Source organism: uncultured Paracoccus sp. (assembly GCF_947487305.1).
In the GTDB taxonomy this organism is placed as follows: domain Bacteria; phylum Pseudomonadota; class Alphaproteobacteria; order Rhodobacterales; family Rhodobacteraceae; genus Paracoccus.
The window spans coordinates 54,530-66,673 of record NZ_CANKWH010000017.1 but is presented as its reverse complement, the minus strand read 5'-3'; the positions used below and the strand labels follow the sequence as shown (position 1 = coordinate 66,673).

General features: G+C 64.0%; 12 protein-coding genes. 6 read left to right on the top strand and 6 right to left on the bottom strand.

Translation table 11 applies throughout. The features are described from left to right. Positions 1 to 132 precede the first annotated feature (132 nt). The 3 genes from Q1A36_RS17260 to hmpA form a co-directional block, all read right to left on the bottom strand. Positions 133 to 759, bottom strand: coding sequence for a protein-methionine-sulfoxide reductase heme-binding subunit MsrQ (locus Q1A36_RS17260; protein ID WP_299846731.1), 627 nt, complete (start codon positions 757 to 759; stop codon positions 133 to 135). 1 nt (position 760) lies between these two features. Further along, the gene (msrP, locus tag Q1A36_RS17255) at positions 761 to 1,717 is read right to left on the bottom strand and encodes a protein-methionine-sulfoxide reductase catalytic subunit MsrP (RefSeq protein ID WP_299846729.1); all 957 of its coding nucleotides are present in this window, start codon (positions 1,715 to 1,717) and stop codon (positions 761 to 763) included. Positions 1,718 to 1,859: 142 nt separating this feature from the next. Continuing rightward, positions 1,860 to 3,047, bottom strand: coding sequence for an NO-inducible flavohemoprotein (gene hmpA, locus Q1A36_RS17250; protein ID WP_299846727.1), 1,188 nt, complete (start codon positions 3,045 to 3,047; stop codon positions 1,860 to 1,862). 197 nt (positions 3,048 to 3,244) lie between these two features. Here hmpA and Q1A36_RS17245 point away from each other — a divergent pair, with 197 nt between their 5' ends. Then, positions 3,245 to 3,670, top strand: a complete 426-nt coding sequence (locus Q1A36_RS17245; protein ID WP_299846725.1) for an Rrf2 family transcriptional regulator — start codon at positions 3,245 to 3,247, stop codon at positions 3,668 to 3,670. Here Q1A36_RS17245 and recQ read toward each other — a convergent pair. After that, complete coding sequence (recQ, locus tag Q1A36_RS17240) at positions 3,667 to 5,706, bottom strand: DNA helicase RecQ (RefSeq protein ID WP_299846723.1); 2,040 nt, start codon at positions 5,704 to 5,706, stop codon at positions 3,667 to 3,669. The two genes, Q1A36_RS17245 and recQ, sit on opposite strands and share 4 nt — an antisense overlap. After that, on the bottom strand, positions 5,706 to 5,999 hold the full coding sequence (locus Q1A36_RS17235) for a YggT family protein (protein WP_101753263.1): 294 nt from the start codon (positions 5,997 to 5,999) through the stop codon (positions 5,706 to 5,708). The genes recQ and Q1A36_RS17235 overlap by 1 nt, the downstream gene beginning before the upstream one ends. Positions 6,000 to 6,173: 174 nt before the next feature. Between Q1A36_RS17235 and Q1A36_RS17230 the strand changes: the two genes are divergently transcribed. From Q1A36_RS17230 to Q1A36_RS17210, 5 genes are all read left to right on the top strand, one after another. Further along, entirely contained in the window at positions 6,174 to 6,758 is a 585-nt protein-coding gene (locus Q1A36_RS17230; protein ID WP_299846720.1) for an acyl-CoA thioesterase, read from the top strand. 107 nt (positions 6,759 to 6,865) lie between these two features. Continuing rightward, entirely contained in the window at positions 6,866 to 8,224 is a 1,359-nt protein-coding gene (locus Q1A36_RS17225; RefSeq protein WP_299846718.1) for an MFS transporter, read from the top strand. Positions 8,225 to 8,262: 38 nt separating this feature from the next. Then, on the top strand, positions 8,263 to 9,105 hold the full coding sequence (mepA, locus tag Q1A36_RS17220; RefSeq protein ID WP_299846716.1) for a penicillin-insensitive murein endopeptidase: 843 nt from the start codon (positions 8,263 to 8,265) through the stop codon (positions 9,103 to 9,105). Continuing rightward, complete coding sequence (locus tag Q1A36_RS17215) at positions 9,078 to 9,986, top strand: esterase-like activity of phytase family protein (RefSeq protein WP_299846714.1); 909 nt, start codon at positions 9,078 to 9,080, stop codon at positions 9,984 to 9,986. Before mepA ends, Q1A36_RS17215 begins: the two co-directional genes overlap by 28 nt. A 108-nt stretch (positions 9,987 to 10,094) precedes the next feature. Then, the gene (locus Q1A36_RS17210; RefSeq protein WP_299846712.1) at positions 10,095 to 10,706 is read left to right on the top strand and encodes a queuosine precursor transporter; all 612 of its coding nucleotides are present in this window, start codon (positions 10,095 to 10,097) and stop codon (positions 10,704 to 10,706) included. Positions 10,707 to 10,987: 281 nt separating this feature from the next. Here Q1A36_RS17210 and Q1A36_RS17205 read toward each other — a convergent pair whose 3' ends face one another. Then, the gene (locus Q1A36_RS17205) at positions 10,988 to 12,103 is read right to left on the bottom strand and encodes a hypothetical protein (RefSeq protein WP_299846710.1); all 1,116 of its coding nucleotides are present in this window, start codon (positions 12,101 to 12,103) and stop codon (positions 10,988 to 10,990) included. Positions 12,104 to 12,144 lie beyond the last annotated feature (41 nt).

The window sequence follows — 12,144 nt, the reverse complement described above, 5'->3', positions numbered from 1 at the left end:
CCGTCCGTCCCGTCTGCGTTCCCGCCTTCGGTGAAGCGGTATTTAGGGTCAGCGAGAGGGGCCTGCAAGCGGAAAAAACAGAAAATATGCTGCAACTGCGAAATTTTCTGCCAACCATTTGAAATTGAACAATTAGTTTTGCAGCGCCCGGGGCTTCTTCAGCCCCAGAGGCCGGGGAATCACGATTCGGACCGCCAGAAGCAGCAGAATCGCCCCGAGGATCGCCAGCGGCTTCGGCTCCCAGAGCTTCAGCGCCCAGATCCAGTGCATCGAAATCAGAAGCACGGCAGGATAGACCAGCTTGTGCAGCTGCCGCCAGCCGGCCCCGCCCATGCGCCGGATCGAGAGATCGTTCGAGGTGACGGCCAGCGCCAGCAGCAGGACAAAGGCGCTCATGCCGAAGATCAGATAGGGCCGCTTCACCACATCCGTCAGCATCTGCGCCCAGAGGAATCCCATCTCCATGCTGATCCACGAGGCGACATGCAGCACCGCATAGGAGAAGGAGATCAGCCCCAGCGCCCGGCGGAACCGCATCAGGCTGATGCGGGTAATCCGCAGCAGTGGCGTCACCGCGAGCGTGGCGATGAGGAAATAGAGCGCGGTGCGCCCCAGCCGCTGCTCGATATCGCGCACCGGCTCGACCCCGAGTCCACCTGTGAAGATGTCCCAGACCAACAGGCCGAGGGGAATCGCCCCGGCAAGCCAGATCGCCCAGACCGGGATCCGGCGCAGGTAGTGGTTCAGCTGTTGTGCCATGTCAGTAGTTCTTCGCCAGATCCATGCCGGCATAGAGGCTGGCGACCTGATCGGCATAGCCGTTGAACATCAAGGTCTCCTGCCGCCCGCCGAAAAGCCCCGCACCGATGCGGCGCTCGCTGGCCTGCGACCAGCGCGGATGATCGACCTGCGGGTTCACATTGGCATAGAAGCCGTATTCCGAGGGCTGCAGATCCTGCCAGGTGCAGGCGGGCTGACGGTCGGTCAGGGTGATCTTCACCACCGACTTGATCGACTTGAAGCCATATTTCCACGGCACCACCAGCCGGATCGGCGCGCCGTTCTGCTTGGGCAGGGGATCGGAATAGAGGCCGGTCGCCAGGATCGCCAGCGGATGCATGGCCTCGTCGATCCTCAAACCCTCACGATAGGGCCAGTCGAGAATCGCCCGTTTCTGGCCCGGCATCTCTTCGGGGCGCACCAGCGTCTCGAAGGCGACGAATTTCGCCCCCGGCTGCGCGCCCGCCTTTTGCAGCACCGAGGCCAGCGGCACCCCGATCCAGGGAATGACCATCGACCAGGCCTCGACGCAGCGCAGACGATAGATGCGTTCCTCCAGCGCTTTCTCGGGCGCGAGGTCGGCCACGGAATAGCTGCCGGGCCGGTCGACCAACCCGCCGATCTCGACTGACCAGGGATCGGTGGTCAGCGCCCCGGCATTCCGGGCCGGGTCTTCCTTGCCCGTACCGAACTCGTAGAAGTTGTTGTAGTTGGTGATCTCCTCGAGACTGTTCGGCTTTTCGTCGGTCGACAGCGCCGAGGCCTTGCCGCTCAGCGCCAGGGCCGGCCCGCCGATCATCGCCGCACCCATGGCTGCCCCGGCGGCCATGAAGCTGCGCCGGTTCAGGAAATCGGCCTTGGGTGTCACATCGGACCAGTTCAGTTTCATCGCTTGGGTCTCCTTCGCAGTCTGCCTGCTGGCTGGGGCGCGCCCCATCATGCCATAGACACGGCAAAGCGCCCAAGAATGCGCATCACATTCCTTTGAACCGGATGATTTTTTGCAGGCCGGTCGCAGGGCAGGCCGAAACGCAAAACGGCCCGGATGATCCGGGCCGTTCCTCATCGGTTTCAACTGTTCAGGTGAGCTGCGTTTCCGCCGGCCCGAAGAACTCGTAATGGATCCGGTCATCGGGCACATTGGCGGCCCTCAGCCCGGCAACCATCTCGGCCATGAAGCCGGTCGGACCACAGATGTAATAGTCGGCCAGATCGGTGCGCGTCTTTTGCGCCAGCCAGGCGGTATCGACACGGCCCGGGCGGGTGAAGTCACGCCCCTGCACGTCATTGGCCGCCGGGCTCTCGTAGAAGACATAGCTTTCGTCGGCGAGGGATTCGTGGCGCGCGCGCATGGCGTGCTGGCTGCCATCGCGGGCGGCATGGACATAGATCATCGGCGCATCGCCCCGTTCGCGGGCTTCCAGCATCGAGATCATCGGCGTCAGCCCGACCCCGCCCGACAACAGCACCACCTGCCGCTTGCCCTGCGGGTCGAGGAAGAAGTCGCCCGCCGGCGGCGAGACCAGAACCGTGGTCCCGATCGCCGCCTGCTCGTGCAGCCAGCCGGACACCTTGCCGCCCGGCTCGCGCTTGACGGTGATGCGATAGTCGCGGCCATTCGGCGCCGAGGAGATGGAATAGTTGCGCCGCGCTTCCTTCCCCTCGCCCAAATCAAAGCGGAAGCTCAGATACTGGCCCGGACGATGCGCCATCACCGGGCCGCCATCGACCGGGCGCAGGGTGAACGAAGCGATCTCGCCGGTCTCCTCCGCTTTCGCCGCGATCTCGAATTGCCGCCAGCCGCGCCAGCCGCCCTCCAGCGAGGCCGCGCCGGCATAGATCTGTTCCTCGCGCGCGATCAGCAGATCGGCGAGGAACCAATAGGCCTTGGTCCAGGCGGCGACGATTTCGGGCGTCACCGAATCGCCCAGCACATCGGCGACCGCGCCGATCAGCGCGGCGCCGACATGGGGATAATGTTCGGGCAGGATCTGCAATCCGGCATGTTTCTGGGCGATCCGCTCGATCCCGCCGCCCAGCACCGCAGGGTTGCGGATATGGGTGGCATAGGCGACCAGCGCCGTCGCCAGGGCCTTGTGCTGGGGCGAGGTGCCGCCCTGATGGGTCATGTTGAACAGGCTCTGGATCTCGGGATCGGCCAGAAGGCGGCGATAAAGTCCGGCAACGATATCATCGATATGGCCGGCCACGGCGGGCGCAGTGGCCTCGATCAGATCCAGCACTTCGGGAGAGAGGGGTTCGGACATGGCAATGCTCGCGCTGTGGTTGATTCGAATAAGATTCATTTTATGTATTTCTATTCTGTGCCGACCGAAAGCCCCGGCCGGGACTTTTTTGCAGCATGTGCAAGATACCTGCCGACATGACCAAGCGGATAGCTGTCAAATCGGGCCGGTTTCGGTTAGGGCTGAACAGTGATGACTGCCCATGACGGAAGACCAAGATGCGCCTGACAGAGAGCTGCGACGTCGCCCTGCGGGTGCTGATCTTTGCCGCGTCGCATGGCGACCGGCTGATCACCATCGACGAGATCGTCACCGTCTACAACCAGCCGCGCGGCACGGTGATGAAGGTGGTGAACACGCTGACCCGCGGCCAGTTCCTGACCGCGCAACGCGGGCGTTCGGGCGGGCTCAGGCTGGGCCGACCAGCCGACCAGATCCGCATCTCGGACGTGATCCTGCATGTCGAGCCGGATTTGCATCTGGTCGAATGCATGCGCAGCGGCAATCAATGCGTGATCACCAAGGATTGTCGGCTGATCAGCCCGCTGCAGAAGGCGCTGCGCGCCTTTCTGGATACGCTGCGCGATTACACCATCGCCGACATGATCCTGCCTGAAGCTTCCTTCAGCCGCGAAATCGTCTAACCCGCCGCGATCGCGTCCAGAAAGGCCGCGCCAAAGCGTTCGGCCTTCTGCTCACCCATCCCCGAGACCCGGGCCAACTCGTCCAATGTCCGCGGTCGCAGCTCCGCCACCAGCTTCAGCGTGCGGCTGGTGCAGGACAAGGGCTTGCCGGTGCCGTCCTCACCGCGCGACAGCAGAGCCTGCGCCTCGACCAGACGGTCGAACAGCGCGCCCTCGGGCCGTCCGGCCAGCTTCATCCGCGCCGGGTGCATTTCGGGCACGGCGCCGGCGATGACGGACAGGAATTCGCGGCCAAAGCTCTCCAGCTTCTTCGCCCCCACCCCGCTCACCTGCGCCATCTCGTCCAGCGTTTGCGGTCGCCGCTCGGCCATCTCGATCAGCGTGCGGTCGGGGAAGATGACATAGGCCGGCACCCGCGCGGCCTCGGCCAGCGCCCGCCGCTTGGCCTTGAGCGCCGACAGCAGCGGCTCGTCCTCTTCGGCAACCTGCGTACGCAGCACCGTCGCCGGCTTGGCGCGCAGGGTCATGTCGTGGCGCAATGTCACCTGCACCTCGCCCTTCAGCACCGGATGGGCGGCTTCGGTCAGATGCAACGCGCCGTGACGCTCGGGGTCCGGGCGGCACAGGTCGCGGCCCATCATCTGCCGGAAGATCGCCTGCCATTGCCCCCGGTTGAACTCGGCACCCACGCCGAAGGTCGGCAATTGGTCATGGCCGCGCGCCTGCACCTTCTCGGTGGCCGTTCCGGTCAGGATATCGATCAGATGCCCGGCGCCGAACCACTCGCCGGTGCGCAGCATCGCCGACAGCGCCTTCTGCACCGCCTTTGTCGCGTCGAACAGCTTGGGTGGCGCGGCGCAGATATCGCAATTGCCGCAATCCCCGGCCAATTTCTCGCCGAAATAGCCCAGAAGCTGCCGCCGCCGGCAGCCGGTCGCCTCGGCCAGACCCAGCAGCGCGTTCAGCCGCCCGTGATCGGCCTCTTTCCGGGGATTCTCGGCCTGTCCCTCGTCGATCTGCATCCGGCGAAAGCGGATGTCGTCGGGACCGTACAGCGTCAGCGTCTCGGCCGGATCGCCATCCCGCCCCGCCCGGCCGATCTCCTGGTAATAGGACTCGATCGATTTCGACAGGTCGGCATGGGCGACCCAGCGGATGTCGGGCTTGTCGATCCCCATGCCGAAGGCGATGGTGGCGCATACGATCAGCCCGTCCTCCTGCTGGAAGCGCGCCTCGACGCTGCGGCGCAGATCCGCCTCCATCCCGCCGTGATAGGCGACCGCCGCCATGCCCTCGCGCTCCAGCGCCTCGGCCAGCGCCTCGGTCTTCGCACGGCTGGCGCAGTAGATGATACCGGATTGCCCGCGCCTTGCCCGGGCGAAATCGAGGATCTGCCGGCGCGGGCTGTCCTTGGGCTGGAAGGCCAGCCGGATATTCGGCCGGTCGAACCCGCGCAGGAAGGTCTCGGGCGCGCGGCCGTCAAACAGCCGGGTGACGATCTCGGCCCGCGTCTCGGCATCGGCGGTGGCGGTAAAGGCGGCCAGCGGCACACCCAGCTCGCGCTTCAGATCACCGATGCGCAGGTAATCGGGGCGGAAGTCATGGCCCCATTGGCTGACGCAATGTGCCTCGTCGACAGCTATCGCCCTTACACCCGCGCGCCGGAGCAGGTTCAACGTCCCGCCACCGGCCAGCCGCTCGGGCGCCATGTAGAGCAGCTTCAGCTCACCCGCGCGCAGCGCGGCAAAGACCTCCTCGGTCTCGGCATCGGTATTCCCGCTGGTCAGCGCCCCGGCCGGCACCCCGGCTTCGCGCAGCGCCCGCACCTGATCGCGCATCAAGGCGATCAGCGGCGAGATGACCACCGTCACCCCCTCGCGCATCAGCGCCGGAAGCTGGAAGCACAGCGACTTGCCGCCGCCCGTCGGCATGATCGCCAGCACGTCATGGCCGCCCGCGACGGCTTCGACGATTTCCCTCTGTCCGGGGCGGAAATCGTCGAAGCCCCAGACCTGTCTCAGCAGATCAGCGGGCATCAGTAGCCGAGGAACAGGCCCGCATTATTGGCCAGGGCCTGACGCAGGATGATGATGATGATGAAGACCACCAGCGGCGCCAGATCCAGCGCGCCGGTATTCGGCAGGATGCGGCGAACCGGGCCATAGATCGGCTCGAGCAGGCGGTTCAGCCCGTCCCAAAGCTGCGCGACCAGCGGCTGGCGCAGGTTCAGGACCTGGAAGTTGATCAGCCAGGACATGATGATATGGACGATCATGATGAACCAGATCACATCGAGGATCAGCATCAGCGCCTGATACAGCGTCGTCATCCCGTGTCGTTCCTTCCTGCTCGGTCATTCGCGAATTTGGCCCTGTATGGCCGCGCCGCGCCCGCCGTGCAAGCCGGGCATGGCACAAGGGGGCCGATTGCCGCAGGGTCGCGATTGACCTTCGCGTCAGGCAGCGTCAGGTCAGGGCGCAGAGAGACAGGAAAGGGCCGGTCAATGTATCCCCTCATTCGCTTCGTCAAGGAAATGGTCAAGTTCCGCAAGGCCCCGCCGCTCGACTTCACCGGCACCCATGTCTCGACCCATATGTGCTGGCCCTGGGATCTCGACCCCTGGATCGAGCTGAACAATGGCCGCACGCTGACGCTTTACGATCTGGGCCGCATCCCGCTCGCCTCGCGCACCGGGCTGATCGGCACGCTGAAAAAGCGCGGCTGGGGCATCACGGTCGCCGGCAATTCCGTGCGCTACCGCCGCCGGATCAAGGCGTTTCAGCGTTTCACCATGGTCAGCCGCGCCATCGGATGGGATCAGCGTTTCATCTATATGGAACAGTCGATGTGGCGGAAGGGCGAATGCTGCAACCACATCCTGATCCGCTCGGCCATCACCGGCGCCAAGGGCATCGTCCCGCCCGCCGAGCTCTTGGCCGCGACCGGCGCCAACCCTGAAAGCCCGGCCCTGCCCGATTGGGTCACGGCCTGGATCGCCGCCGACGCGCTGCGCCCCTGGCCCCCGGTCCTGCCGCCTGACGTCAGGGGTGACGTAAAGGATGTGGCGAAAGACATCTTGCCAGCCTGACCGGCATTCGGCCTTATGGCGGCGCCGAAGCGAAAGAGTGGCCAGGACCTAGCCCCCGGCCCCCCGGATAGTTCGGTGACGCGGAACGGCAGAGAAGAAGGGCCATCATGAACCGCAAGCGCATCTGGGGTTGGTGGTTCTTTGACTGGGCCAGCCAGCCCTTTTCGACGCTGCTTCTGACCTTCATCTTCTCGATCTATTTCGGCGAGATCGCCAAGACCCATTACATCGCCATGGGCGAAAGCGCGACCATCGCCGGGGCCGAGGCGCAGGCGCTCTGGGGCATGGGCCTGTCGATCTCGGGGGTGTTCATCGCGGTGATGGCGCCGATCCTCGGCGCGGTCGCGGACACGACCGGGCGGCGGATGCTGTGGATCTGGATCTTCTCCGCCTTCTACATCATCGGTTCGTTTGGTCTGTGGTATCTGATGCCGGTGCAGCCCGATCTGGTGATGGCGCTGATCTGGTTCGGCCTCGGCATGATCGGCATGGAATTTACCACCATCTTCACCAATGCGCTTCTGCCGGCATTGGCGCCGAAGGACGAGATCGGCCGCATCTCGGGCAGCGGCTATGCCTTCGGCTATGCCGGCGGGCTGGTGGCGCTGGTCATCATGCTCTTGTTCTTCGCCGAGAACCCGCGCACCGGCCATACGCTGATCGGCATTCCGCCGCTCTTCGGGCTTGACCCCGAGCTGCGCGAGGGCACGCGCTTTGCCGGGCCCTTCACCGCCATCTGGTATGTGGTCTTCATGATCCCGTTCTTTCTCTGGGTGAAGGAACCGCGCCTGCCCCGCCAGTCCTTCAGCATGGGCCAGACGCTGGCGGATCTGTGGCGGCTCATCAAAAGCCTCGGCCAGCGGCAATCGCTGACCGCTTGGCTGATCTCGTCGATGTTCTCGCGCGATGCGCTGAACGCCATCTATGCCTTTGGCGGCATCTATGCCGGGACGGTGCTGGGCTGGCCGGTCTTCCTGTCGGGCGTCTTCGGCGTGGTCTCGGCACTGGCGGCAACGGTGATCTCGCAGCTGGGCGGACGGGCCGACAAGGCCTATGGCCCGAAGCCCGTCATCATTGCCTGCACCTTCGCGCTGATCGCCGTTTGCGTGGTCATCGTCGGCATGGACCGGACCACGCTTTTCGGGATTCCGCTGGCCGAGGGATCGCGCCTGCCCGATGCCATCTTCTTTGCCTGCGGCGTGGTCATCGGCGGCGCGGGCGGCGTGCTGCAATCGGCCAGCCGCACGATGATGGTGCGCCACACCACCCCGGAAAAGGCCACCGAGGCCTTCGGTCTCTTCGCGCTCTCGGGCAAGGCGACCGCCTTCCTCGCGCCGTTCCTGGTCGCCGTGGTCACCGAGATCTCGGGTAATCAGCGCATCGGCATCTCTCCGCTGATCGTGATGTTCCTTCTGTCGCTGGTCCTGCTACATTGGGTCAAAGCAGAGGGAGAGGCACAGCAGTGATCCGCAGAATTCTGACAACGGCCGCCGTTCTGATCGGCATGGCCCTGCCTGCCGCGGCGCAATCGCCACTGGCAAAGGATGTCTTTGGCCGCGTCGGTGGCCCGACCGGCGGCCAGCCCGTCGCGATCGGCAGCTACAGCAAGGGTTGCTTCAACGGCGGCATGGCGCTGCCCGAAAGCGGGCCGACCTGGCAGGCCATGCGCCTGTCGCGCAACCGCAACTGGGGCCATCCCGAGCTGGTGAATTTCCTCGTCGGCCTGTCGCAGGCGGCCACGAAGATGGGCTGGCGCGGGCTCTATATCGGCGACATGAGCCAGCCCCGCGGTGGCCCGATGATCAGCGGCCATGCCAGCCACCAGATGGGCCTCGATGCCGATATCTGGATGCTGATGCCGCAGGGCCTGAACCTCTCGCCGTCGCAACGGGAAAGCATTTCCTCGGTCTCTGTCGTAGCGCCGAACGGGCTGGGCCTGTCGCGCTACTGGACGCCGGCGCATGGCGCGCTGATCCAGTCGGCGGCGATGGACCCGCGCGTCGATCGCATCTTCCTTGACGCCGCGATCAAGGTGGCGATGTGCAAGGCCAATGGCAATCGCGGTGCCTGGCTGCAGAAGCTGCGCCCGACCCCGAACCACGATTATCACTTCCATGTCCGCCTGAACTGCCCGCCCGGCAATTCCGGCTGCAGCAACCCGGCGACGCCGGTGGCGCAGCTGTCCGGCAATGACAATGGCTGCGGCGATGCGATGCAGGAACTCGCCTATCGCGCCAACCCCTCAACCCGGCCGAAGGGCCAGGCCGACCCGAACTATCGCCATCCCCGCAGCTTCCGACTGAGCGAAATGCCCCAGCAATGTCAGCGTATCGGCACGGCGCGCTAGGTCTCGTCGGCACATTCCTGACTGTCCTGCTGGCCGCGGCATCGCCCGCGGCGGCAGCCAGTCTCGACTATGTCGCGACCTATGTCTGGTCCTCGCCGCAGGAGGACCCGGATTTCGGCGGCTTTTCCGGTCTCGAGATCAGTGATGACGGCAACGGTTTCCATGCCCTCTCCGACCGGGCCTTCCTTTATTGGGGGAGTATCGACCGCGATTCCTCGGGACGAATTCGCGGAATGAACATCGCCGGCCGCAGCCACCTGACCGACAGCAAGGGCAACCCCCTGCCCCCCGGTCGCACCGGCGACAGCGAAGGTCTGGCACTGGCGCAGGACGGCACCATCTGGGTCAGCTTCGAGGGGCTGGACCGACTTGCCCGCTATGACACGCCCGACCAGCCGGCCAAGCGCATCCGCAAACCCCCGCCCGAGGCGCGAATGCGGGTGAATTCAGGGATGGAGGCGCTGGCCATCCAGCCGGATGGGACGCTGCTGACCATGCCGGAACGCTCGGGCGCCGAGGGACGGCCCTTTCCGGTGCTGCGCTATCGGAACGACAAATGGGACCAGCCCTTCACCATCTCGCGCGATGGCGACTGGCTGCCGGTGGGTGCCGATATCGGCCCCGACGGGCGGCTCTACCTGCTCGAGCGCAGTTTCCACGGCATCCTCGGTTTTGCCGCGCGCGTCCGCCGCTTTGACCTTGGCCCTGACAGCATCAGCGCGGGCGAGGTGCTGCTGACCACCCGCCCCCTGCAATACGACAATCTCGAAGGCCTCTCGGTCTGGTCCGACGGGCAGGGCATCCGCCTGACCATGATCTCGGACGACAACTTCCTCTTCGTCCAGCGCACCGAGCTGGTGGAATACCGCCTGCGCGAGTGACCGGCGCCCCCGGCGCATTTCATTGACAAGCGCCGGGTCCAGGGCGTATGCGCGCCCCTGCCCGATGACGGGCCGAGTTCTTCCGCCACCTTGTAAAACGGAAACCCTATGACCCGTTACTTCCCCGGCATCCTTGCCATGGCCGCAATCGTCGTGGCCTCGAACATCCTTGTCCAGCACCAGCTGGGCAACTGGCTGACCTGGGGCGCGATCAGCTACCCCATCGCCTTCCTCGTCACCGATGTGATGAACCGCGTCTATGGTGCCGGTGCCGCCCGCCGGGTGGTGCTGTCGGGCTTTGTCATCGGCGTCGCCTGCTCGCTGGTCGCCGCCGGCGCAGGCGTCACGACGCTCAGGATCGCGCTGGCCTCGGGCCTCGCCTTCCTGACCGCACAGCTGCTGGACGTGACCATCTTCAACCGTCTGCGCGACGGCAGCTGGTGGCGCGCGCCGCTGGCCTCGACGCTGGTCGGCTCGGCCACCGACACGCTGATCTTCTTCTCGATCGCCTTTGCCGGCGGGCTCAGCTTCATCAGCCCCGGCGATGACGTCAGCTGGGCCAACGAGTCCCTGCCACTTCTGGGCATGGGCCCGCAGGCGCCGCTCTGGGTGTCGCTTGCCGCCGCCGACTGGCTGGTCAAGCTGGCGCAGGCCATACTTGCCCTTGTGCCCTATCGCGTCATCGTCAACAATTTGTTGAGCAAGACTCAAGAAATCTGATTGACAGATTTCGAAACTGTGGCACCCTTTCAGTCATAACGGCAACCAATTGAAAGGAGGTGGTCCAGTGTCGAGAGTGATATTGGAGAGAGGTGTCGGAACAGTCAGGGGGGCCGTGGCCTGAGGGCAGCCCTGAAGGTCGTAAACCCTGATTGGGACCGGACGGATCTTATCCATCCCTAACCGGACCATCTCCGTGGAACTCGCGGGCCGCTTGCTTCGGGCGGCCCGTTTCATTTTGGGGGGCAAGCCTTGCCACCTATCTCAGGAGGCGACCCTGCTCAGTTTTGCATAAGTGAGTTCATTGCAGCCCTCGCGGCCGACATTATTTCCCGCACCTTTCTCTCGTTGTCCTCAAAGAAGCGGAAAAGGTCTTCGTTGGTATGCGGAACCAGGTCAGACTTGTCAGCTGTCTCGGGGAATCGAGCTACCACATCGCGGTGGATAAGCAGGTCTGCCTTCTGTCCGGAGCGCACTAAACGAAATCGGCGATCGTTCTTTCCCTTCAGGGGAAGCCAAATACTTACCTGAGATTTCCCGGGTTCCAGAACTAGCTCGGGATGATCTTTTCGGATGAGGTCCAAGCCCTCAGCTGCAACTTTTACAGCGCGCCCACCGAGTACAAGTGAAACGACTGAAACCGTATTCATCTTCTTTCCAATCCTCTCTTCCGAACCAATCGGTACAATTTCCTTTCTTGAAGCGTGCACCCGCAAACTGTTGGATTTCATAGATTCTCCGGAGTTGGACAGCAAAGGAATACAGCGCTCCAGATAAGGCCAGACCGTTGAGCGGTAGCCGGGTTGGGCTAAGGTCGGAATAAACAGCACTGGCCGGCCGTCAAATGAAGTGAGGCGTGGTTCGGCCGTGAGCTCGACCATCAGATCGGCCGGTGCGGGAATAGTAATGCGAAGCGCCTTGCCAAATCTCTTGGCCGCGCCAGCGCCGAAAACCACCATCGCCTTCCAAGGCACCCTCTCGACGATCACCCTGAATATCTCGGTGCCTTGTTTCCGAGCGTTTCTCGAAACCGCACTGTCAACCGGTGCACTCGCGCATGTCACATTCGTCTGCATTACCCTCCATCCAACTTCCTCCAACAAGCCCATCGCCCTGTCGATGTTGCGGCGTGTCCGCGATGGAGCATCAACTAGTCGGTCGTAAAGGGCGCGGCAGCTTGAACCGTTGCGATTAAAATGAGCGTCAAGAAATTCGCCCTTTTCCGGTAAACTCGCCACGGCAAAGGGCTTGGCGGAGCTTGCACCGACGAGCAGCAAATTGCAGCTCATGGGGTCATGTTCGGTGAACCAAGGTCGCGGCCAGTACCCATCGGTTGGGACAATAAGTTCCGAAATTGCTTTTTCAAAGACTGCTGTGTCTGGCTGCGACATGTGCATCGACCCTGCGAATTCGACATGTGCATAATGAGCAAAGCTTG